Annotated in this window: 19 protein-coding genes and 3 pseudogenes; 6 read left to right on the plus strand and 16 right to left on the minus strand. The window is 45.1% G+C overall.

Features of this window, described 5'->3' with window-relative positions:
• Window positions 1-16: 16 nt before the first annotated feature.
• The 4 genes from GWP40_RS09090 to trxB all read right to left on the minus strand — a co-directional run bounded on the left by GWP40_RS09090 (window position 17) and on the right by trxB (window position 4494).
• Complete coding sequence (locus GWP40_RS09090) at window positions 17-2437, minus strand: chemotaxis protein CheW (RefSeq protein ID WP_212565077.1); 2421 nt, start codon at window positions 2435-2437, stop codon at window positions 17-19.
• Between the two features lie 133 nt (window positions 2438-2570).
• The gene (gene grdA, locus GWP40_RS09095; RefSeq protein WP_162663353.1) at window positions 2571-3044 is read right to left on the minus strand and encodes a glycine/sarcosine/betaine reductase complex selenoprotein A; all 474 of its coding nucleotides are present in this window, start codon (window positions 3042-3044) and stop codon (window positions 2571-2573) included.
• Between the two features lie 119 nt (window positions 3045-3163).
• Window positions 3164-3481: a thioredoxin TrxA gene (gene trxA, locus GWP40_RS09100; protein WP_016524044.1), complete on the minus strand. Its 318-nt coding sequence runs from the start codon at window positions 3479-3481 to the stop codon at window positions 3164-3166.
• Window positions 3482-3540: 59 nt separating this feature from the next.
• Complete coding sequence (trxB, locus tag GWP40_RS09105; protein ID WP_212565078.1) at window positions 3541-4494, minus strand: thioredoxin-disulfide reductase; 954 nt, start codon at window positions 4492-4494, stop codon at window positions 3541-3543.
• Window positions 4495-4634: 140 nt separating this feature from the next.
• On the opposite strand from trxB, the gene pcnB reads away from it, so the two are divergent.
• Window positions 4635-5804 (plus strand): polynucleotide adenylyltransferase PcnB, encoded by a 1170-nt coding sequence (gene pcnB, locus GWP40_RS09110; RefSeq protein WP_212565079.1) that lies wholly within the window; start codon window positions 4635-4637, stop codon window positions 5802-5804.
• A 143-nt stretch (window positions 5805-5947) separates the two neighbouring features.
• Here pcnB and GWP40_RS09115 read toward each other — a convergent pair whose 3' ends face one another.
• The 4 genes from GWP40_RS09115 to GWP40_RS09130 all read right to left on the minus strand — a co-directional run bounded on the left by GWP40_RS09115 (window position 5948) and on the right by GWP40_RS09130 (window position 10126).
• Window positions 5948-7774 carry a TRAP transporter large permease subunit gene (locus GWP40_RS09115; RefSeq protein WP_212565080.1) on the minus strand — a complete coding sequence of 609 codons (1827 nt, stop codon included), beginning with the start codon at window positions 7772-7774 and terminating at the stop codon, window positions 5948-5950.
• Window positions 7775-7789: 15 nt separating this feature from the next.
• Complete coding sequence (gene dctP / locus GWP40_RS09120) at window positions 7790-8704, minus strand: TRAP transporter substrate-binding protein DctP (protein ID WP_230974372.1); 915 nt, start codon at window positions 8702-8704, stop codon at window positions 7790-7792.
• A gap of 169 nt (window positions 8705-8873) precedes the next feature.
• The gene (locus tag GWP40_RS09125; RefSeq protein WP_212565081.1) at window positions 8874-9845 is read right to left on the minus strand and encodes a TRAP transporter TatT component family protein; all 972 of its coding nucleotides are present in this window, start codon (window positions 9843-9845) and stop codon (window positions 8874-8876) included.
• 26 nt (window positions 9846-9871) lie between these two features.
• The gene (locus tag GWP40_RS09130; protein ID WP_212565082.1) at window positions 9872-10126 is read right to left on the minus strand and encodes a hypothetical protein; all 255 of its coding nucleotides are present in this window, start codon (window positions 10124-10126) and stop codon (window positions 9872-9874) included.
• Window positions 10127-10276: 150 nt separating this feature from the next.
• On the opposite strand from GWP40_RS09130, the gene GWP40_RS09135 reads away from it, so the two are divergent.
• The 5 genes and pseudogenes from GWP40_RS09135 (at window position 10277) to GWP40_RS13265 (ending at window position 14076) form a co-directional block, all read left to right on the plus strand.
• On the plus strand, window positions 10277-10966 hold the full coding sequence (locus GWP40_RS09135) for a late competence development ComFB family protein (protein WP_212565083.1): 690 nt from the start codon (window positions 10277-10279) through the stop codon (window positions 10964-10966).
• Between the two features lie 22 nt (window positions 10967-10988).
• The gene (locus GWP40_RS09140; RefSeq protein WP_212565084.1) at window positions 10989-11624 is read left to right on the plus strand and encodes an adenylate kinase; all 636 of its coding nucleotides are present in this window, start codon (window positions 10989-10991) and stop codon (window positions 11622-11624) included.
• A 33-nt stretch (window positions 11625-11657) separates the two neighbouring features.
• Window positions 11658-13029 (plus strand): annotated as a pseudogene (gene mnmE, locus GWP40_RS09145) (tRNA uridine-5-carboxymethylaminomethyl(34) synthesis GTPase MnmE).
• Window positions 13030-13087: 58 nt separating this feature from the next.
• Window positions 13088-13525, plus strand: a pseudogene (locus GWP40_RS12915) (hypothetical protein); the annotation flags it as partial.
• A gap of 116 nt (window positions 13526-13641) precedes the next feature.
• A complete protein-coding gene (locus GWP40_RS13265) occupies window positions 13642-14076 on the plus strand; it encodes a CC/Se motif family (seleno)protein (RefSeq protein WP_269140260.1) in 435 nt (144 codons plus the stop codon).
• A 38-nt stretch (window positions 14077-14114) separates the two neighbouring features.
• Here GWP40_RS13265 and GWP40_RS09165 read toward each other — a convergent pair whose 3' ends face one another.
• From GWP40_RS09165 to GWP40_RS09200, 8 genes and pseudogenes are all read right to left on the minus strand, one after another.
• Entirely contained in the window at window positions 14115-14801 is a 687-nt protein-coding gene (locus GWP40_RS09165; RefSeq protein WP_212565086.1) for a GTP pyrophosphokinase, read from the minus strand.
• A gap of 126 nt (window positions 14802-14927) precedes the next feature.
• Window positions 14928-16685: an ABC transporter ATP-binding protein gene (locus GWP40_RS09170; RefSeq protein ID WP_212565087.1), complete on the minus strand. Its 1758-nt coding sequence runs from the start codon at window positions 16683-16685 to the stop codon at window positions 14928-14930.
• Between the two features lie 4 nt (window positions 16686-16689).
• Window positions 16690-17121 carry a GNAT family N-acetyltransferase gene (locus GWP40_RS09175; RefSeq protein WP_212565088.1) on the minus strand — a complete coding sequence of 144 codons (432 nt, stop codon included), beginning with the start codon at window positions 17119-17121 and terminating at the stop codon, window positions 16690-16692.
• Window positions 17122-17165: 44 nt separating this feature from the next.
• Entirely contained in the window at window positions 17166-18923 is a 1758-nt protein-coding gene (locus GWP40_RS09180; protein WP_212565089.1) for an ABC transporter ATP-binding protein, read from the minus strand.
• A 97-nt stretch (window positions 18924-19020) separates the two neighbouring features.
• On the minus strand, window positions 19021-19605 hold the full coding sequence (locus tag GWP40_RS09185; protein ID WP_230974374.1) for a TetR/AcrR family transcriptional regulator: 585 nt from the start codon (window positions 19603-19605) through the stop codon (window positions 19021-19023).
• Between the two features lie 282 nt (window positions 19606-19887).
• The gene (locus tag GWP40_RS09190) at window positions 19888-20637 is read right to left on the minus strand and encodes a biotin--[acetyl-CoA-carboxylase] ligase (protein ID WP_212565090.1); all 750 of its coding nucleotides are present in this window, start codon (window positions 20635-20637) and stop codon (window positions 19888-19890) included.
• Window positions 20634-21284 (minus strand): 3'-5' exonuclease, encoded by a 651-nt coding sequence (locus GWP40_RS09195; protein ID WP_212565091.1) that lies wholly within the window; start codon window positions 21282-21284, stop codon window positions 20634-20636. The genes GWP40_RS09190 and GWP40_RS09195 overlap by 4 nt, the downstream gene beginning before the upstream one ends.
• A pseudogene (locus GWP40_RS09200) lies at window positions 21281-23048 on the minus strand (phospho-sugar mutase). The gene GWP40_RS09195 and the pseudogene GWP40_RS09200 overlap by 4 nt, the downstream one beginning before the upstream one ends.
• Window positions 23049-23169 lie beyond the last annotated feature (121 nt).

A 23169-nucleotide genomic window follows, 5' to 3' on the forward strand; every position in this document is an offset into this window, starting at 1 on the left:
GTTATTCAGTCCCCTTTTACCAGATGGAAGCCTCACGCCGTTCACGGGCATGCATTTCCTGTTTTAAGCCCAAATCAAGTAATTGCCCAACATCGATAATCAATGAAACGGAACCGTCTCCTAAAATTGAAGCGCCGGCAATTCCCGGAGAATTGGTAAACTGATCTTTCAAAGGCTTAATAACGACGTCTTCTTCACCGATAAGGCTATCGACCATCAATCCGACTTTCTTTTCAGCTGTTCCGACAATAACGATATAATGATGACCATCATCGCCTTTTTCCGCTGAAGGAACACCGAACAGCCTATTCAGGCGCAGCAAACTGATAACTTCATTACGCACATTAAACACTTCATAGCTGTCAATACGGTTAATCTCTTCACTGCGCACACGATGACTTTCGATAACGGAAGTAATCGGAATAGAGTACACTTCTTCCCCGACACGTATCAGCAACCCTTGGATAATTGCAAGCGTCAACGGCAATTTGATGGTAAAACGGGTCCCCCTGTTTTTCTCCGAAACAACCGTAACGGTTCCGTTGAGTTTTTCAATATGTGTCTTAACGACATCCAAACCAACGCCTCGCCCCGATACACTGGAAATCGTTTTTGAAGTTGAAAAGCCCGGTGCAAAGATCAGCTGATACGCTTCAACATCGGTGAGATTTTTACCCGGATGCAAAAGCCCCCGTTCTACAGCCTTTGCCTTGACAGCGTCAACATCAATACCCTTACCGTCATCGACAACTTCAATAACGATCATGTTACCTTCATTGCTCGCTTTAAGTAAAAGTGTCCCTTGTTCGGATTTTCCGAGTGCTTTCCGCTCTTCAGGGGTTTCAATCCCATGATCCATCGAATTACGCACACAGTGCATAATGGGGTCAAGAAGATCTTCGACTACCGATTTATCCAATTCGGTATCTTCACCTTCGATTACAAGCTGGATATTCTTATTTAACGTTTTGGAAAGATCACGAACAACGCGGGGGAAACGGCTGAAAATCTGACTGATGGGAACCATACGGATTTTCATAACCCCTTCCTGCAACTCACCTGAAATACGTCCCAAGTTTTGTGCGGAAGAACGGAACTTGGTCACCGAATATTTCATGGATGTTTCGAACTGGCTAAAAAGCTCAAACATTCCGGCATAATCCGCCGCAAGTTCTTTCTTAATCGTATTTAAATCTGCCCCTTGCTGAAGTTTCTCAAGATAAGACGGAAATTTATCCAAAAGTTTACGAATCCGGTCTTTATATTCACTGTTCGCATTTTGGAAAAGCGCATAAAGCTCATTAAATTCCATCGCACTTTGGTTAAGCGAGGCTTTGGTAATAACCGTCTCGCTGACTAAGTTCAGCAAGTAGTCAATACGTTTTGCATCAACACGCAGTACCGATCCCGATGAGTGAGCGGCATTTGCGGCTGCAGCAGGAGCTTTTTTCGGATGTCCTGCATCTCCTTGCGTGGCGGGAGCGGATGCTTCCGGCTGAGATGTTTCAGCTTTCGCTCCTGTATCAGCAGCGGGCTGTGCTTCTGCAACCGGAGCAGGTTCTTCCGGTTTTGCCGCTTTTGTTTTCGAGGCGCTCCCTTCGGCACTGAAGGTGAGCTCATCGATTGCTGCATTAAGCGTTACATCGGGAATATTTGCGATCGATAACAAACTGCTTTCACTTGCCGTCGATGCGACATAGTATAGAACTTCAGGATGGAATTCATCTTCATAGAGCGCATCAAAATCGGGGATGGTTTTAAGCACCATCGCAGATTGTTTTAAGGCTGCGAACACTTGAATACCGCCGACGGTGTTCATTAAACTTGCTTCATCAAATTGAACACGGATAGCGTACACTTTACTATCAGCGGGCACCGCTTCACGTAATTCAAGGATTTCATATTCGGAAAGTAAAGACGCCGGATCGACGGCATTTTCGTCGCCGGAAGCTACAGTTTTTGCTTGCGGCTGTGCTGCCGGTTTAGAGGCGGCAGGCTTTGACGGCGAAGCTTTTGCAGCAGCTTTTTTAGTATCTTTCTTATTAGGGATATACGACCGCAACTTCGTTACCGTTTCAGACACATCTTGGCTATATACCTCACCATTAGATCTTGCCGCAAGCATATCCTTGATTATATCCAAAGAATGCAACAATAGATCAATGGTTTCTTCTGTAACTGTAACTTGATTCGACCGGATAGCATCAAGCAAATCTTCTACGGCATGAGTGAAACCGGATAATTCACTCATTTCAACGGTCGCAGAACCACCTTTCAAAGTATGAGCCGCGCGGAAAATTTCATCAATAGCTTCTTTATTGGTAGGATCCTGTTCGATAACAAGGATATTACTCTCCAACTGCTCTACTTGCTGCTCTGCTTCACTAAAAAAGTCTTTCAATAACTCTTCATTATTGATATCCAGATAATCACTCATATCAATAATTCTAATTGCTTTTCAAGATTAGTCAAGGTCTCCCACGAATTTTGTTCAATTTAAGATTGAGGAAAGTTTGCAAAAGCGTACCGATTACCGGATCGCAACCGATACGCTTTTATCATGTTATTTTTTACTTTAAAAACTTACAGTATTTCTCACGATATTCTTTGACTTCTGCAATAATTGCAGGAACATCAAGAACCATCTCCATCATACTGATTTGTTCTTCATAGATCTTAGGATCTATTTGATTTTTGATTTCCGGTTCAACCACATGATAACACAAAAGTCCCAACGAGACTCCTGCCAACGGACCTGCAAAAGTAGGATCACCGTTTGTAACGGTTTCACAGGCAAGACCTGACGATTCAGCTTCGGCACCGCCGAGAAGCACTACTGTGTTCTCGCAGCCGTACTTTTCAGCTAAATCTTTAACCCGCTTTTGGTTTTCCAAGTCCATTGCGCCTGCGCTTGTTCAGACGAAGCATTCGGTTGCCGCATAAACAACTTCAGCGCCCGCCGACTCAGCACAAAGCTTTATGGCTTCCCCGGGAATGCCGTCGCGATCACCGATAATGATGACCTTTTTGCCTTTTAATTCCATAGCATACCCTCCAAGGAAATTATAGAAATCTCTAAAAACCGCATCGGATCTTTAGAGACATCCCTCTATCAAGGGAGATATTCTCCCCGATATTTCACTATTTAATCGGTCTAAACCCCTTACAGATACTTTTGAAGCGTATCTTCAATCTGTTTGGCGTTAAGACCTTCACCGGTCAGATGCTCCTTTTTTTCGCCGTCAACATAGATAAGAATTGAGGGCAGACCGAGCACCTGTTCTTTCATTGCAACTCTGCGTCCGAGACCGATATCGAATGAGCAGAACTTTACCTTTCCCGTATAGCGCTCTGCCATTGCGTGAACGTCAGGCATCAGCTGTTTGCACGGTACACAAGATTGAGACCAGAAATCAACCAACGTAACACCTTTCGATCCGTGTACTTCTTGTTCAAATGAATCTTTTGTTAATTCAACCATTTTAGTCCTCCTATACGCCGCCGCTCAAGCTCCATGGCAACAAGCGGGGGTTCCTTATACTACTTTGAAAGCTTCTGACGCGCTTTTATATCGTCGATGTAGTTACCTGCCCAAATGCCTGCCAACGCGCCGTCAGCCGCTGCAGTAACAACTTGACGGGACTCTTTTCGGATAACATCGCCGGCAGCATAAATCCCCGGTACATTGGTTTCCATTCGACCGTTTGTAATAATATACCCCGCCTCGTTAAGTTTTACCAGATCTTTTACCAGTTCCGTCTCGGGGTCATGCCCTATAAATATGAAGAGCCCCTCGGTTGTAAAATCGGAAATTTCTCCGGTTTTCGTATCCCGAAGTTTCAAGTGAGACACAAGACCGTCGCCGCATACTTCATCTACAACGGCATTCCATTTAAAGGCCATTTTAGGATTGGCAAAGGCTTTTTCCTGAATAGACTTCGCAGCCCGCAGCTCATCACGGCGGTGAATAATGGTTACTTTATCGGCAAACTTTGTCAAATACATGGCTTCCTCAACGGCTGAATCACCGCCGCCGACAACGGCAATTTCGCATTCTTCAAAGAAAGCTCCGTCGCAAGTAGCACAGTATGAAACGCCTTTTCCGCTGAATTCTTTTTCGCCTTTACACCCAAGGGTACGAGCGCCGGCGCCGGTTGCAATTAAAACAGCGAGACCTTCATAATCGGTACCGTTGGTTCCATGCACGATATAATGAAAGCCATCGCTGCTTTTTTCAAGCTTTTCAGCCCCCGTATTCACAAACACGGCACCGAACTTTTCGGCATGCTTATGGAAAGCCTCGCTAAGAGACGGCCCTGTTGCCTCCGGAAAGCCGGGATAGTTTTCAATTTCTTCGGTAATATAGCACTGCCCACCCGTATTCCGTTTTTGTTCCAGAATAACAGTTTTTAATTTTGAACGCGCAGCATAAATTCCGGCAGCCATCCCCGCAGGACCGCCGCCGACAATTATCAAATCATAAGTTTCGCTCATTGGTTCCCCCATAATTTTTGTAATTTACCACAAAAAATATCTTTTGGCTAGGGAAACACTGATTAATTCGAATGCGGAATAATCAGTGCAATGTGTCAGATTGACAGAATTGAAAATTCACGGCAAAATATTTGTTCGTAATGTTAGTAAGGTATACTCGAAATAGTACGGATAAAAAGCTATCAAAAGCGCTTATATATACGGCAACGGAACACTCTATCGATCCCCGTAAGGTGGACGGCGAGGCAATCCGCATCATCAACGGGTTGCACAATGCAGGCTATGAGGCTTACATTGTAGGCGGCGCTGTCAGGGATTTGCTGATCGGAAAAATACCGAAAGACTTCGATATTGCGACATCGGCAAAACCTGCCCGTATCCGTAAGATTTTTAAAAATTCTCGGCTCATCGGAAAACGATTCCGATTGGTGCATGTTTTTTACGGTTCTAAAATATATGAGGTCTCTACCTTTCGTTCGTTGGAGGAAGGTTCCGTCGGCAACACTTTCGGTACTATCGACGAAGATGTACGGCGCCGCGACTTCACTTTAAATGCGCTCTACTATGATCCGATAAAAAACATTATTGTCGATTATGTCGGCGGCGTAGAGGATATCCGCAAAAAGCGATTGCGTCCGATTATCAATCTTTCGCGCATTTTTGCAGAAGATCCGGTGCGAATGATCCGCGCCGTCAAATACGCGACCATCACCGGCGCTGAAATCCCGCTGCTGCTCCGCTACCGCATTCATCGCGATGCACCGCTCATTGAATATACGTCACCATCCCGTTTAACCGAGGAGATATGCAAAATCCTGATGAGTGGTCATGCGGCGGAAATTTTTAAGCTGCTGCTGCATTACCAACTTTTTCTCTATTTACAGCCTTCAGCGTTTTCGTTTATCGAGGATTCGCCTCATTTTTCCGAGCACTATTTCGCGAGCATGAAAGAGCTTGACGGATTAATTGCAGAACATAAGATTCAGCGGCAAGGACAGGCATTGGTATACCTCATCCGTGATTTTTTACAGCTGATTACCGATTGGAAAGAAGAACCGCGAGCAGTTTATAAGACGGTATATGCCGAATGCCGCCATTTTGTACTACCGATGAACCCGCAACGGACAGAGCTTGAATATGCAGTAAAATACTGCCTCAGAAAAGGGGGCTTGGACATACGGCTTACCGGTACAACAAAAGCAAAAGAAGCCTCAAAACGCCGCCCGCGCGGAGCTGCACGGCAAAATACCGCCGCAAAGCAAAAGGTCATACCTCAAAAGTCGGTTACTTTTTCGTCATCCTCAGCATAGTTCCAACCCCATATCTTCTCCTACTAGACCTATCGATAACTGCGTTTTCGAATAGGTCGACGAGTTCTAAATCGCACAAATAGCACGATTTAGAACATCGCATTTCAAGGTATCTGTTCAGAAACAGAAGTTTCCGAACAGGTTTATTGAAGCAAAGCGGTAGTCAGCCACGGGATATAGGTAACCAGCAACAAAATAATACTTTGAATGCCGAGAAAGGGGAGAATATTCTTTACTATCTTGATAACCGGTTTATTGAATGTATAACTCGCAATAAACAAATCCATCCCAATCGGCGGCGTTAGAAAGCCAAGCGCCAGATTCATAAGGAAAATAACGCTGGTATGTATGGGATGAATACCGAATGATTCGGCAATTGGCATAATAAGCGGCGATACTACCAAAATTGCGGAGTAGAGATCCATAATACAGCCGACAAAAATGAGCAGTACATTCAACAGCAGCAAAAATACATATTTTGACTGTATATACGTTTGCACGATGTCCGTGAGAATTGCCGGTACATTCGCATCAATTAAATAATAAGCCAATCCCTTTGCCGCACCGATGATAATAAGAACTCCGCCTGCAACCGGAATACTCTTCAATATAAACGCAGCAGCCGTTTTCCATGAAAAATCACGGCGGATAACAACTTCCAATACGCAGGTATAAAGCACGGTAAAAGCGGCAGTTTGAAGGAGTGAGAAAAGCCCCGAAAAATAGAGGACAATAATAAAAATCGGCAGTAACAGCTCAAAAAAACTGCCGAAGAATGCCGTTTTCAGTATAGCCCAAGAAAACGGCACACGAGTTTTTGAACGATCCCGTATTACGCCGATAACAATCATCGACAGCGTAAGCAAGAACCCCGGAAAGATCGCCCCTTTAAATACGTCAAAGATATCAATGGTCATAATATTGGTTACGCCGAAGATAATGATCGCCATACTGGGCGGGAAAAGGATACCAAGCGAGCCGGATGCGGTAATCAGCGATTCGGAATCATCTTTCGAATAGCTGCTTCCCGTTAAAATAACACTGATAAGCGGTCCGAGCGCTAAAATGGTTACACCCGAGGCGCCGGTAAAGGTTGTAAAAAAGGTAAGCACGAGTACGGAGGCAATAACTACTCCGCCTCTAATCCAACCGACACTGCTGCGGACAAGTTCCATTAACCGCTTACCGGCGCTTCCTTCCGCAAGCAAACAGCCTGCAATGGTAAAAAGCGGAATTGCCGCAATGCTCGTATCCGTTAAAATGTGATACATTTCCAGCGGAATCACATCGACATATCCGCCGCCTTGGCTGAATGCCGTATGCGTAATTCCAAGCAATACGATAAAAAGCGGTAATCCGAAAAGAGCTGCGGCAATCAGTATCAAGATGAGCGGCAACATCAACGGAGCGCTCAAAGACTGCCAAAATGAGGCGCACGCTGTAAAAAAGGGAATATCCTTCCCTAAGAACGTATAAAGAATAACGGCAATCGAACCGCAGCTGATAAACAAACCGCCGAAAAGTCCTACCAAAGAGGATACAAGTGAATCACGCTTTTTAAAACATAAAAAGAGCTGGGCAAAAAACATCAACGGCAGTGCGCCAAAGATAAACCGTACCGGCACTCCCCATAAAAGATCGGAAGGGTCTATTACGACTAAGATATTCGGGAAACAGGCAAAAAAAATTGCTGTAAGGACAGCTGTCGTTATACCGTTATTGACTTGACTGACGACGGTTTTCAGCCGATCGGATAATTTAAGGTTAAAAACCTCGATATTCAACTGTTTGTGATCTGCGCTGGTAATCATTCCTGCAAAACACGCAAAAATAAAAACAGCATGAATGATCAGCCGTTCCCCGTCCAATATCGGAACACCGCCGATGTCGCTGATGAAAAAAAACACCATCGGCAGTATAACTAATATACCGATCAAAAAAAGTACAAATACGTTGACAAGCTTTCTCATATCGTTATCGTACGGTTATTTACGCATCGGAGCAACGAGTTTTTGAATATTTTGATACATATCCATATCAAAAGCATTCGGAAAAGCCCGATGAATATCATTAATATTCATACCAAATTCTTCTTCCCATTTTTTAAGCTCTTCTTTAGAAAGGCGAATCATCGTAACACCAGCAGTTTCCATTTTACGTACGCAATCGGCATCCGAATCATCAAGTGCCTCATTGAGTCGCTTACGGGCTTTATCCATTGCTTCCTTCATAGCGGCATGATACTTTTTAGGAATTTTTTCCCATGAAGCTTTTGAAATAACGAAACCGGCCATAATGGGGCACAGTTTTGTATCAAGCGCATAGCTGATATCCTTGTAATACCCTGTTGCATACGTCAAAAGATGTACGGCAAAAAAGCCGCTGATGCCATTTTTACTTTTTAGCATTTGAGAGAATTTTTGAGCAGGAACATCAGTTACATTAAAACCGCTCAGTTTAAAACTGTCACTCAAAATAGGGCTATCCAAACCGGCAACTGCTAATTTTATTTTCTTTAATTCTCCGAGCGTTTTATAGGGTTCCTTCGTATAAAAAGAGAGCCACCCGACATTCGACCATGCAATCAACTCATAACCGGCCGCATTAATTTTTGATTCGATTTTATTGCCATATACGCTGAGCGCTTTGTCGAGTTCTTGCTGATTTTGAAGCAAAAAAGGCAATGCAAGCGTATAGATATAAGCGTCGGGTACCAATTCATGTAAACCGATCATCGTAAATATTGCCCCATCGAGCGGAGCTTGCTGTCCCGGACGCGCAGCTTTGAGTTTTTGAATACCCGCTTTTTCCCCACCGAGGGTTGTCATATTATAGATTTTTACCGTTACCTGCCCGTCGGTAATACGATTCCATTCCTCTGCAACTTTTTTTAAGCTCAATGTCCCACGGAGAACGCGACGGAGCAACGGTTGCTATCTTTAACACGATTGATTCAGCGCCAGCAAGAGCCGTTGAAGCAATAAATAGGGCAGCACATAGTGTCAAAAATTTTCTCACAGTATCTTCTCCTTAATATAACTGATACACAATAACTGATACACAGGTAAATTAATCGCCTAGGAAATAATCACCTTTTATCTTTTGCAGCCATCGAGCTTTTTCTTGGCTGATGGCAATGGTGAGTTTATTATTCGGCTGGGTTGCCGGATCAATTTCCAATGCTTTGCGTAAGGCTTCGTCGAAGCCGACACTGTCTTGTGCCGGAATACAAAAAGACTGCGCATAGAGAACATACACCGACGGTCGCTGCCCGCCGCTCAACTCCAACACTTTTCGATATGCGTCTTCCGCCCTATCCGCACCGCCACCCAAAGACTCCGGAGCCGCAGCATAGAAGGCTGCAAGCGCTTCCCAAACAGCGCCGTCGTTAAATGCAGAATACAGGTCTGCCGCCCGCTCAAGCATTGCTACGGCTCCCGGAACGGCAGCAAGTACATCAGTATCCATCGGATCAAGCGAAAATGCTCCGAGGATACCACAACCTGCCCAATAAAGCGATTCAGCATCAGCGACTCTACAGCGAGCAAGAAAAGCGGCGCCTGTATCTTCCGTATAATGAGCCATTGCTTCGGCAAAGCCTTTATAAGCGCTGTCGAGCGATTGCATCACGTAATCAGCCCCACGGAGATAAAATTTTTTTGCTCGTAAATATTCAAGATTTTTCTTTTGAAACTGCGTCTCGGGGATGTAATCGGCAGGCGTTTGGACGAAAGCGTTCGCATACATAACATAGAGGGAACCGGACATAATAGCCAAGCCGCGGTGTTTAGGATTGCTGAGGTGCAATATTTCATACGTTTTTAATACCGTCGGAAACACTTCTGAGACCAACTTTATATCATCTTCGCCGGTAAGCGCGGCGGCCGCATCAATCCCGCCCGAAGCCTCAGTTTTCGGTGCGGGGAAAGGGGCGAGCGTATTCGCGATGCCATTAAATGCTATATGTTTAATGGAGCAACCACTCACGAGCAGAAACATTGCCGCTACATAAATATATATTTTTTTTAGAGTTACAGTCATAAATGGAGTCCTCTTTGTTATTGGTACTAAACGGTGAATTCTTTTTGCCATTGATGAATAAAGGCTTCATAAGCGGCGATTGTTGCGGACAGTACGATTTGCTGCACGGAACTCCGCCCTTCGGCGTTGTTCCCATCCAAAACATAGAGCGAATCGAGGATACCTTGTATATCATCGACGGTGCAACTTGCATCGGCAGCTCTCCGCCTGACAAGAAGACGGGTCTCATCATCGAAAACCTCTTGATATTTTTTATCTTCCCAGTCAACACTCTCGGACATAATAAAATTGATTATAGAATTTTTTATCGTTGAATGCAATATGATAACAAGAGCAAAACCTCTTGCAATTTATATAATTGATAAAGGGGGCGGCGTGATATTGCAAAATCCGAGCCGATGCGTTATACTGGTCCGGTAGGAGTTTTTGTAATGACAATACATAACCTTATGGAAGATTTCGTATACAACGAAGTGAATAAAGTTTTTGATGCTGCAAAAGATAAGAATGAACCATGGTTCACGTGTAATTGTATGCAGTGCCGTTTGGATACGGTTTGTTTTGTTTTAAACCGAATTAAACCGCGGTATACGGCTTCCGGTAGAGGTATGGCTCATTTTTTGCAAATTGATCAGTCGGAAAAAGATCAGCTTCTTGCCGATATTTCAACATTGGCGTTTAAAGGTATGAAAACCGTTCTTAGCACAAAACGTTCCCATACGTCTTCTGAACAAGTATTACCTTCCGGTTATGTATTTAATTTCCCTACCATCACGGGGCGTGTTTTGGACGGTCAAACCTTTTCTCCCGTTTCCGATCTACCCGTTGCTTTATATTTGGAAGACTCCTTGGTCGCTCAGATGAATCATCTCTGGGATAATCCATATACCATTTCTCATAAAACGCCCGGCACCTATACGTTTTGGCCGTTTCCCGTACTTGCATCGTCGTTAGGCGAAAAACGGATTTTTAATTTCTATATTCACGCTGATAGGGAAGGATACGACCCTATTCACTACCATTTTAAACTCGGTTTGGTGAGCGATTTAAGTGTAAAACGGGAACTTGATGCGGAAAGCTGCCATAATTTACCCGACTTATATCTTTTCAGTAGGGGATAAAAACTTCAGCTAGAGGTTATATATGAAATTGGTGTTTTTAGGCCCTCCGGGAGCGGGAAAGGGTACGTTGGCGTCGGAGGCTGCAAAATATTACGGAATACCTCATATTTCGACGGGTTCGATGTTTCGTACTGCCATAAAAGAACATACTTCACTCGGACAAAAAATTCAAAAGATTATCGATTCCGGTTCGCTTGTTGATGATGAAACAACTGCTGCTCTGGTAAAAGAGCGATTGGCTCAACCTGATGCGCAAAACGGTTTTATCTTAGACGGATTTCCGCGGACAATCGCACAAGCGGAAATATTGGAAGTTTTTTGCAGCCTTGATGCCGTTATCAATTTTGATATTTCAGATAAAGCAGTGATAAAGCGGCTGTCGGGCAGGCGCTTGTGTCCCTCGTGCGGTAAGAATTTCCACATTGAGTTTATGAAACCGCAGGTTGAAGGAATTTGCGATAACTGCCGTGGTGTATTGGTTATCCGCGAGGATGATAAAATAGAGGCAATTGTCAAGCGACTTGAAACTTACCGTGAGCAAACCTTTCCTTTAATAGAGTTTTATCAAAATAAAAAACTGCTCATAACCTTGGATGCGCAGCCTGCTCCGGCGGTTATTTTGGAGAACTTTATTAATCTCTTTTCCGGCAAACACTAAAGACTGTTACCCTGCCCATAAGGATACGACTGCTTGAATTACACACTCGATGATGAAATTGCCGCTATTGCAACGGCATTGGCTCCTGCAGCGCTCGGTATTGTGCGGACTTCGGGGGCACGAAGTCTTGAGCTTATCTCCCGTTTTTTTTCCCGTCCTCATGCCTTGCTGCAGGCGCAGGGGCATACGCTTGTGTACGGCTGGATACACGATGCAGGTATAAAAGTCGATGAGGTTGTTCTCTGTGTGTACCGTGCTCCGAAAAGCAATACCGGTGAAAATGCCGTTGAAATTCTCTGCCACGGCGGGCCGGGTATCGTAAAAGCAATTTATCGGCTTTGTATCAAAAACGGATTTCGTCCTGCGGAGCGCGGGGAGTTTACTTTTCGCTCGTTTATACACGGCAAAACGGATTTAACCCGCGCGGAAGCGGTGCGGGAAATTATCGATTCAAAAACAAGTACGGCGCAGCAAAAGGCTGCCGGACGGCTTTCCGGTAGCGTATTTCGAGAAATAGAAACAATCACAACGGATTTAATGACGGCGCTTGCCGCGCTTGAAGTGGGTATCGAATATCCCGAAGATGAGGAAACCATTGCGGATAGTTTTGACGAAGCGCTTCTGAAAAAGCCGCTTTCGGCATTGCAGCAGCTCGCCGCTTCGTGGCAGACGGAAAAAAATATATCAGGCAGGGGTGCGCCTCGTGCTTGCAGGCAAAACAAATGCAGGCAAGTCTTCACTTTTTAATGCGCTGTTAAAAGAAGACCGCGCGATTGTGTCTGATATTCACGGCACAACGCGGGATTGGCTTGAAGCGGAACTCGATTTTAAAGGTATTCCCGCACATATTTTCGATACTGCCGGTCTCCGCGCTACGGAAGACACAATCGAAGCGATAGGGGTGCAGCGCAGCGTTGAACTGGCATCGGCAGCCGACATTGTGCTGTATTTGATTGATGGGACAAAGCCGCCGGTAGAAGAGGATAGTGCGTTTATTGAACGGAGTACCGTACCGCTGATTATCGTGCAAACCAAGGCGGATAAGGGGCGAACGGAAGCTCTACCGGCGGTTTTGCAGCGGTATCCCGCCGTGAGCTTGAGCTCAAAAACGGGCGCCGGTCTCGATATACTGATTGATACGGTTGTCGCTCTGGTTACGGCGGATACCGCACTGCCGATGCAGGACGCGGGTGTTTCGCTCGGGACGGAGCGGCAAAAGGAAGCGGTAACCGCCGCGCTTGAAGCCGTAGAGTACGCGCTTGAAGCAGGACGCAGCGGGTACCCGCTTGATGCTGTCATTCAGGATGTGGAAGAAGCGGTACATGCGCTCGGAAGCGTTACCGGTGAAGTGCGCTCCGACGATATTCTGGATAAAATATTTTCAGGCTTTTGTGTCGGCAAGTGAGAAGGAAGTTTACAATTTTACAAAATCCGTCTTAAATGGTATTTCTTTGGCAATAGAGCTTGAACAAAAACAGACGATTAAAACGATGTCCAAAGGAATGATCGAAAAGATGAATTTAACGATCACTTTCTCGCGGGCGGCAAAGCTGTTCGGCTCTTTAGTGTCATTCATATTTGTCGGAAACGTTGCGCTTGCCGTTCAAACAATAATGCGTTCCTTTAATATTAAACGGATGCGAGGGCTGTGGATCGCAGGCTTTATCCTTATCTTTACCGGTGCGGTCTTTTTTACCGGAAGAATTGAGGCAATGGCCGGAAGGGCGTTTAGCGTCTATTGTCCCGTTACCGTATATGGTATAGAGTATTCAGCGCAGATTGCGTCATACCCAAGTATGGTTGTAAATATTCCTATTGTTTCGACGCTTATTTCCCTTGGAGTCGGTATTGCATGCTTTTTTACTTCGGCATGGCTCTTAAAACGAAAGGTTGAGGTATAAAGAAAACGGGAATGCCGAAAAAGTACCCACCTTTTGAGACATCCCCACGGTATCTCTCTTTCAGACTTGACACTACATATTGAGAATCATTATTATATTTGACGAGAGGAGTAATGATGATAACATATAAAAAAAGATTCTTGTATGTATGTTTGGGTTTGCTGATACTAGGTTCTATTGCTTGTAAAGGTGAAGCACGGCAAAATGCCGCTCAGACCTGTGCGACGAACGAACAGGCGAAAACCGCTGCGGGGGCTGAAAAGCCGGTTGCCTGTGTAGTGATTGACGATAAAGCACTGGCAGCGCTGAGTAAGCAAAAAGCGACGGCTGTGTATTGTGTAGCGATGGGAGCATCGTGAGGAGGTACTATTGTAGATCCGACCGTGATTGTCGGAATGCCGAAAGATATTAACAACTATGATAAATTTGAAGCAAACAGAATCGATGTGTATATAAAAAAAGGAACCAATACACTCAATGGCACCATAACCATAACCGCAGAAAATGCATTTTGGCAAGAAATGTTTATTGCAAAAGGAATTGCCCAATAGAAAGATACGAAAGAATTATGCGTAGAAAAGTAAAGCTGTTAGGCTAGCGGACAATGCTGTTCTTCTTGTATTTCTATTTCTCTGCTGATATTTTCCAATTCCGTTGCAATCATATTGATATTTTCCGCACAGAGCCGTAATTTTTCCGTAATTTGAGCGGTGTTGTGATCAATCTCTTTTTTATAATATATCTTATGCTCGACGCTTGCCCAAAAATCCATAGCAATAGTACGGAATTGTACTTCCACCTGCATATATTTTTTCCCTTCGGCAAAGAAAACAGGAATTTCGACAATCAGATGCAGACTGCGGTAACCGTTCGGCTTGGGATTTTTAATATAATCTTTTCGGGCGAGAATTTTTATATCATCTTGTGCACATAGTTTATCGGCAAGAACATAAATATCTTTTTGAAACGTACAAATGACACGGATACCAGCGACATCGTGTAAATGGTGTTCGATATTTTCAAGCGATATATCAAGTCCCATCTTTTTTAATTTGCCGAGAATACTGATCGGTTTTTTGATTCTACAGGTGATTGATTCAAACGGATTACGGTCTTGATCCATCGATAGCTCAGTATTAAGAACTTCCAGTTTTGTTTGAACTTCCCGCAATGCGCAACGATACTGCATCATCAGATGCGCGAACGGATACGCCGCTTCCAATAGCTCTTCGGGTTTGTCGCTATTCAACAATTCTTTAACTGTAACACTTGTCAATACATACCTCACACTTCCGCTAAAATTTCGTGCAGCCGGATAATTCAGTCAATGTATAATTGGTAATGTTGTATACTTAAGGATTGCACTAATTACCAATTATACATTAGAACATTATCAATTATTTTACACCCTCCACGAAGCCGCGGTTTCCCGCATACCGACAAAGTGTGCATAGATGCCGTCTTGCTGCATCAGCTCGGCATGGGTGCCGTGCTGGACGATACGCCCCTTGTCCATGACGAATATCTGATCGGCATTTTTGATAGTTGAAAGCCGATGCGCGATGATGATTGCGGTTTTATTTTTCAACAGTTCGTCGAGGGCGCTCATCAGCTTTTCTTCGTTTTCAGGATCAACACTGGAAGTCGCTTCGTCGAGAATGACAATGGAACTGGGCTTGAGCATTGCTCGTGCAATGGAAATACGCTGGCGCTCCCCGCCTGAAAGATTGCTGCCGCCTTCCTGCAGTACGGTATCGTAACCGTTCGGCAGCTCCATAATAAAGTCATGACACTGAGCAGCTTTTGCCGCTGCAATCACTTCCGCATCCGTTGCATCCGGTTTTCCGAATTTGATGTTGTTCTTTATGGTGTCTTCAAACAAATACACATCCTGAAACACAAACGTAAAGTTTGATAAAAATGCATCGTACGCAAAGTCTTTAATATTCGTATTGCCAAGTGTGATTTCACCTGAATCGACATCCCAGAAGCGGGCAATCAGCTGGCACAGGCTTGTCTTCCCCGAACCGGAATAACCGACCAAGGCGGTTACGCTGTTTTTGGGAATAGACATATCCACATTGTGGAAGAGCTTTTCTTCAGCGTGCTCTTTGCCGCCGTAGCCGAAGGTAATATTTTTGACGGTAATATCGTCATGCCCCTGCGGAAGGAGCGCACCTTCCGGCAATGCTTGAATATTTTTAACCTTAAAGAGCGTATCCAAATTCTGTACCGCAACACCGCGCATCCGCTGCATGGTCCCTGCTATTTCAAAACCGCCGAAGACTACAAAACTTGCTACGGTTAGCATCAGTGTTTTTTCAACATCGATTGCACCTATGGAATAGCGGTATAAGGCGCTCACGATAATGGCAGTTGTTCCCAGTTTAAGCAACAGCGAAAAAACCAGTAATGAAGGCGTAAGCGTCTTCTCTACGGCAAAGAATCCGGTTTTGCTTTTTTTAATACTTTCCGTTACATTTTTTACCGCTTCGCTTGTTCTGCCGAATGCCTTTACTACACCGATCCCTTGTACATACTCCAAAATATCGGTGCGCAGTTGCAGTTTCAGCTCCGTCAGTTTTGTCGTTACCGCATCAGTCTTTTTCTGGAATACATTATTGAATAGCGTTGCAATAACCAGCGTGATAAAGATGATACAGCCGGTTGTCATATCATACGGGAAAACAAACAGAGCCATGATAACCGTTTGGATGCTGCCTGCAAACATCATTTCGAGAATCATCATATCGATTGTTTCAACATCGGTAATCACCGTTGTCAACGCTCCCGAAATATCGCCGAGCCTGCTTTCGGAAAAATACCCCATGTGTACGTTTTTCAGCCTATCCCCAATAACGAGCCGGTTCTCCGCCCCCATCGTATACGAGGCGATATTTTTATTGCGGTCGGAAATATAGCCGAAAACAATTTTTCCCGTAAGGCTGACAAGCATAATGCAGAACACCGTGATAATATTGCGCTGTGTAACCGGCTGTGATTGAAACACCGCACGGCTCAGTGTTAGCAAAAAATACCCAAGCCCGCCGAGGGTAAAGCCTTCGAATATGCTTTTGAGCATATCGCAAATAAACATCGTTGTTATACGCTTTGATTGCTTCCCCGCAATCGCGTAAATCTTCTTCAATAAATCAAACATCGTTTTACCATTCCTTTATGAATCGCTTTTGTAGTTTTGTACATGAGTATCCGCAGTGTTCGTAAAATGCATGGGCTTCCGTGCGGTGCTCGCCGGAGTTAAGTCGGATAAAACGGTAATTCCGTGCAGCGGCTTCTGCTTCTACGGCGTGCACTAATTGTTTGCCGATGCCTTTATGCTGATATTCAGATAAAAGAGCCAATCCCAAAATGTTAAAACCGGGTTCTTTGTACAAAAGCTCATAGGATTCGGCATGAATAAAGCCAGCCACAGTGTGCGTTTCATCATCTTCGTACACCCTGATAAAATGCCGGTTATCGGAGATGAGTTTTGCAATTTGCCGTTCGGTTACCGCTTCCGTTGTTTTATACCCAAGCGAAACTTCGCTAATATCCCGGATAGCTTTTGCGTCCTCAAGCCGTATATTCCGTATCATCAAAGTTCAGTCTCCTATAATTACCCATTATCAATTATCAATTCCTAATCATCCCTGCTGCGGATATGGGACTGCCACATTTTTTGATAGAGTGGTGAAGTTTGCAAAAGCTCCTGATGGGTTCCCTCGGCGGCAATTTTTCCTTTTTCCAGCACGATGATTTTATCGGCATTGACAATCGTGGAAAGGCGGTGTGCAATCATAATAACGGTTTTGTTCTTTACAAGATTGTCGATGGACTTTTGGATAATGGCTTCGTTTTCCGGGTCTGAGTAGGCGGTCGCTTCGTCAAGTACGACAATGGGGCTGTCTTTCAGCAGTGCACGGGCAATGGTGAGCCGCTGCCGCTCGCCGCCTGAAAACTTACTGCCTGCGTTTCCCGCATTGGTGTCATACCCTGCAGGCAGGCTTTTGATAAAGTCATGGATGCTCGCCTTTGTACAGGCGGCTTCGATTTCTGCATCGGTTGCATCTTCTTTTGCCATTTTGAGGTTTTCGCGAATGGTCTTGTTGAACAAAAAGTTTTCCTGCGAAACGTAGGTAACCAGCTGCATATTCCGCTCCAAACTCATGCTGCCGATGTCAGCGCCGCCGATGGTGATGTGTCCGCTTTCGATATTCCAAAAGCCTGCCAGCAGTTTTGCGATGGTAGACTTGCCGCTGCCGGAAGAACCCACAATCGCAGTCAGCTCTCCTTCCTTTGCGGTAAAGTTCAATCCGTCGAACACCTTTGCGCTGTCCTTGGCAGCGGCGCCGTTTTTATCAGCAGTGCCGGTTGTTTCGCTCAGTACGCCGCCGTAGCCGAATACCACATTTTCAAAGCGCACATCATAGCCGTGCGGGGCGGGGGCGGTGTCTTGCCGTACCAGCTCCGGTAAATCGAGTACTGATTGTATTTCGCCGAACACGACCCGCACATTCGCCATCGCATCCGTATACGCCATCGCTTTGAGAAGCGGCTTATATGAAGCATACGAAAGCAGTATGCACATAATCAACGTAGGAATCGCAATGCCGCCGGTCATAAAGAGGTACAAGCCCACCGGCAGTACGACAAGGAGAGTAGACGGCAGCACTTCCATCGCGGCAACCATTGCAAAGCACACGCTCAAATACCAGTCGAGCATAGAGTCCCGGTTATCCTCCACCGCTTTTTGGAATTTATCATAGGATGATGCCGACTTGTTAAACGCCTTGATCACTTTTATCCCTTGAATATATTCGACAGCGGCGGCATTCATTTTTTTTGAGGCTTCGATGTAGCGTTTTGATTTTGCTTCATAGTCTTTCATCATCAGCATCGAAAAGAGCATACCAAGCGGCAAGGTTACGAGGTTTGCAAGAGCGATCTTCCAGTTCAGTATAAAAACAATCACGACAATCACAATCGGAATGATGACGTTGGCAAGTACTTCGGGAATGACGTGCGCAATCGGTTGTTCCATTTTATCCACTGTTTCTACCACAAACTGAGACCACTTGCCGCTGCTTTTTTCTTCTATCGTCCCCATCGAAAGGCGGCTAAGCTTTTCTATCACCCGCTTCCGTGTATCTTCAATAATACTGAATGCTAAATTATGCGAACCGATGGTTGATATCGAATGCCCGATAATCGAGCCAGCGAATCCTGCAAGGATAAGCCCTGCGTACGGTAAGAAAACGCGGTAATCGGTTACACCGTTTATCAGCTGCGTAACAATAGAAGCGACTGCAAAGTATGGAACAATGCCGCACGCAACACCGAGAATTGCAACAAACACCGGAAAGATAATCTGTCCTATATGTTTTTTTATAATATCCATAGATACTCCTCTCCATAAAAAATCTAACCGAGTTTTTAAAAGATGCCTACTATCTCCTGATAGATCAAGATTGCTGCCGTAGTTTGCTTGCTCCCCATTACGGAATCCCCAACACGGCTTTCCAGCCTGCACCGAAAAAAGTCCCCAGCGTATGGGCATATTTTAATGCGGTCTCTTTTGGATAATTGTGCAGCACCAGTTCGGCAAGGGAAGCATAATGCGCATGCACAAGGATATGCCATTCATCATCTTCTAAATCCCGAACGGGAACACCCCGCCGCTTTAGTTCGGCAAGGAACTTTTTGGTTTCCCGCATTTCGGCACGCACCACCATATCCTGAAAATCTGCGTATTTTGTACCGGCAGAGCACATCAGCAAAAGCTGAAATATTTCAAAATGTGCGTAGATATACTCGATCATACTGCACAGCGTTTCTTCTTCATGCTTCCACAGCTGTAAAAGATCGTCGGTTTTTACCAAGGCAAACTGCTCAGCTGCGGCATCGTGATACATCTGTGAAATAGTTTGAAACACCGGTTCTACCACGGCGCCGAAGAGCGCTTCTTTATCCTTAAAGTGATTATAAAATGCGCCGTTGGTTACATGCGCTTCCTTGCAAATATCCCTGATGCTTGCCCGTTCAAAGCCGAATGCTAAAAACTGCGCTTTTGCACATTGCAAAAGGTTTTCGTGCGTTTGCTGAAAATTCCTTGCTATAAAATCATCCTCCTCACAAATAATATTACAACGTAATATTACACTGTAATGGAGACTATAACGCAATTAAAAAAAAGATGCAAGATATAAATGCTCGACCTATTCTGAAACTTTCGTTTTCGAATAGGTCGACGAGTTCGCGCATCGCACAAATAGCATGATGCGAGAACATCGCATTTCAAGGTAACCTGTTCAGAAACGGAAGTTTCCGAACAGGTTTTATTTTTAACGGTTTCTGCAAACTGATTAATAGATCAGCTCGCCTGAATAATATCGGCGCTCTTTATCCTCTTCCGTAATGCACAGCGCCCCGTCCGGAGCGATACCGGTTAGTATACCTTCGACGATGTCGCTCTCCTGTTGCCCGCGCATAAAACGCACTACAGAGCCTCGCTTCCACAGCCGACGGCTGATTTCTTCATTCCAATCGTTGCGGTTGAGGCATTCCTGTATTTGAGTAAGTAGTGCAGGGATAAACACTTCAAACGTAGGGCACCTATCGGCTCCGATAATCATCGCGAGCGAAGTTGCCGTGTGTTCAATACTCCGCAAAAAGGCCGTTTGAAGCAGGTTGATGCCGATACCGGCAAGCACACAGCCGCCCGCGCTTTCGCATAGGATACCGGCAGCTTTTTTACCGTTGATAAAGATATCATTCGGCCATTTAACAGCAGTCCGTACAGATGACGGCAAAAACGAATCGATCGTTAAACTGGCTGCCAGCCCTATCCGCAGCGTAAAATCGGTGGATGCAGGCTGCCTTAAAATAAGGGTGCCGAGTAGGTTTTCCCCTGCAGGAGAAAGCCACTGCCGATCGGCCATGCGGCCGCGCCCCTCCGTTTGGTAGCCGGCGTAGATGAATGTGCCGTCAGGACAACCGTCTGCAAGGCACTCGCGGGCGGCTTGTAAGGTAGAATCGGTGCGTGCGTAATAATACACAGGCGCCTTAAAAGGGTTTGGAATCGAGGTCGTTTCTCGCTTTTGTTGAGGTATCAAAATAAACTCCGTGAATAATCTTTCTCTATTTGCTCCGTTTCAGGGGCTAATAGGCTGGCAGCATCCGTTTCCGCACGGATTTTTTCTACCAGTTCGGGATTGTTTTTTAAAAATCTGCTTAAAATTTTTTCAAAAAGCTCCATACATACGCGGGCGTCGTCTTCGGCACGGTGAGCTTCCAGCGCCGTAATGCCGAACTGCACGGCAAGATCCTGCAATGCATAGCTGGAAAGTCCGGGAAATACTTCCTTTGCAAATATCCGCGTATCGACGGCTTTATTGGTCAAAGGCGGTTTTCCGGCGCGCTTTAACTCCGCATTAACATAGTTTATGTCAAACGGAGCATTGTGCGCAACTAGAACACCGGTACCGATAAAATCGGAAAAGTCGGGAAAAACGGCAGCAATGAGCGGTTTATCCTTCAGCATCGCATCGGTGATTCCGTTTACCTTGCCCGCTTCTTCCGGCATCGGTATTTCGGGATTGATCAGCACATTGTATCGGGCGATGATACCGCGCCGGTCAAACTTTACCGCGCCGATTTCGACGATTCTCCCTGATGAGGGATCAAGTCCGGTTGTTTCGGTATCAAAAGCGATAAAGGCTGCCGTGTCGTATACGGCAGCCAGCCAATCATAACTTGTCATCTAAGATCGTAGTCCAGACTTCGTTCAAATATTTCAACTTTTTTCTCTGCCTGCTTCCGCGCAGCTTCGAGATCGTTGTTGTTCTCCCTCATAAACTCAGGATGAATAATATAAATTTTGATCTTGGGTTCGGTACCGCTTGGACGAATACTGACGATTGTTCCGTCTTCCATAAAATGCCGCAGTACATCACTTACAGGGATATATATATGCGTTGTCTTTTCGGGAGTACGAGGATTGTAGTGAACTGAGTTCTTTACATCCCAAATAGTCCATACTTCTACACCGCCAATCTCTCTTAACGGAGACTTGCGGAGTTTTGCCATCATCTTATTCATAATTTCAACGCCTTCCGCACCCGGGAATACCTTATTGATGGTCTTTTCGCAGTAGAAGCCGTACTGTTTAAAAAGTTCGTCTAAACGATCTAACAAACTCTTTCCTTGTTTACGCCAGTAAAGCGCCATTTCGGCACAGATGGCGGATGCCGCAATACCGTCTTTATCGCGGATTTCCATCCCGAAATTATAGCCGTAGCTTTCCTCAAAACCGAAAATATAGTGGTAGCCTTTTTTGGAAATCTCGTCAGCCTTATTGCAAATCCATTTAAATCCCGTCAAGCATTCAAAGGTTTCAACCCCATATTTTTCTGCAATGCGGTCACAGAGGCTTGATGTTACAATAGAACGCACAATAGCAGGCTTTTCAGGCATTACACCAAACTCTTTTTGCAGTAAGACAAAGATAGTCAGTAAAGAGCGCTCCCATCTGGTTACCGGTAATAAGGCGCATTTTTCCGTTTTCGTCTTTTACCGCCGAAGCGAAACGGTCTGCATCGGGGTCGGTAGCCATCAGAATGTCAGCTCCTTCTTTTTCCGCCAATTCAATCGCCATTTTTAATGCTGCAGGATCCTCGGGGTTAGGATAGCTCACTGTCGGGAAATTTCCGTCCGGTTCACGCTGTTCCGGCACGGTGATAATGTTAAAGCCCATATCGCCGAGCACTTTTTCAACATGCATCGCACCGGTGCCATGTAGCGGGGTGTAGACAATCTTTACGGACTTAGACATCTCTTTGATTAAATCGCCGCGGTGCAGCTTGGCTTTAACGCTTGCCCAATATTTTTCGTCTATCTCTTTATCGATAATGATGAGCTTACCGCTTTTAATCGCTTCGTCGCGGTTCATCATGTTAATTTTTTTAACCGCGTTTACTTTGTCGATAATCCCTTTATCGTGGGGCGGAATGACCTGTGCACCATCGTTCCAATAGGCTTTGTATCCGTTATACTGCGGCGGATTGTGAGAAGCGGTAACAACAACGCCGGTGTCGCAGCCGAGCTGCCGGATTGCATAGGAAAGCTCCGGTGTCGGGCGCAATGCCGAAAACAGGTACACGGTAAAACCGTTCGCCGCAAAGATGAGGGCGGTTGACTCTGCAAATACATCGGAATAGCGGCGCGAATCATACGCAATGACGGCCTTTAATTTTCCGCTTTTTGCTTTTTCCGGGAATGTTTCTATGATATAGTCAGCAAGTCCCTGTGTTGCCTTTTTAATCACCGTAGGATTCATCCGGTTTGTTCCGCCGCCGATAATTCCACGCAAACCGCCGGTACCGAATTCCAATTGACGGTAAAAACGGTCAAACAGCTCTTTCTCATCGTTTTTTGCAATAAGTTCTTCCACTTCTTTTACGAATGCCGGATCGGTTTCTTCCGCCATATACTGCTTTGCATAGGTCAGAATGGTGTTACTATCCATAAATCGAGTCTCCTCTCAATAATCAATATCAGAATATCTCTAAGGCATCTTTAAAAACTTGAATTGATTGCGGATACCGCTACTGATTCAGTGTAACCTTTTTTTATAGATTACGCAAGGG

Source organism: Treponema vincentii, assembly GCF_018336815.1.
Lineage (GTDB): Bacteria > Spirochaetota > Spirochaetia > Treponematales > Treponemataceae > Treponema.

Coding starts and splice junctions, on each gene's coding strand:
- GWP40_RS09115 (WP_212565080.1), bottom strand. CDS start 7,774: ATGAGAAAGCTTGTCAACGTATTTGTACTTTTTTTGATCGGTATATTA.
- trxB (WP_212565078.1), bottom strand. CDS start 4,494: ATGAGCGAAACTTATGATTTGATAATTGTCGGCGGCGGTCCTGCGGGG.
- GWP40_RS09180 (WP_212565089.1), bottom strand. CDS start 18,923: ATGGATATTATAAAAAAACATATAGGACAGATTATCTTTCCGGTGTTT.
- pcnB (WP_212565079.1), top strand. CDS start 4,635: ATGTTAGTAAGGTATACTCGAAATAGTACGGATAAAAAGCTATCAAAA.
- GWP40_RS09140 (WP_212565084.1), top strand. CDS start 10,989: ATGAAATTGGTGTTTTTAGGCCCTCCGGGAGCGGGAAAGGGTACGTTG.
- GWP40_RS09135 (WP_212565083.1), top strand. CDS start 10,277: ATGACAATACATAACCTTATGGAAGATTTCGTATACAACGAAGTGAAT.
- trxA (WP_016524044.1), bottom strand. CDS start 3,481: ATGGTTGAATTAACAAAAGATTCATTTGAACAAGAAGTACACGGATCG.
- GWP40_RS09125 (WP_212565081.1), bottom strand. CDS start 9,845: ATGACTGTAACTCTAAAAAAAATATATATTTATGTAGCGGCAATGTTT.
- GWP40_RS09175 (WP_212565088.1), bottom strand. CDS start 17,121: ATGATACGGAATATACGGCTTGAGGACGCAAAAGCTATCCGGGATATT.
- GWP40_RS09170 (WP_212565087.1), bottom strand. CDS start 16,685: ATGTTTGATTTATTGAAGAAGATTTACGCGATTGCGGGGAAGCAATCA.
- GWP40_RS09090 (WP_212565077.1), bottom strand. CDS start 2,437: ATGAGTGATTATCTGGATATCAATAATGAAGAGTTATTGAAAGACTTT.
- GWP40_RS09195 (WP_212565091.1), bottom strand. CDS start 21,284: ATGACAAGTTATGATTGGCTGGCTGCCGTATACGACACGGCAGCCTTT.
- GWP40_RS09130 (WP_212565082.1), bottom strand. CDS start 10,126: ATGTCCGAGAGTGTTGACTGGGAAGATAAAAAATATCAAGAGGTTTTC.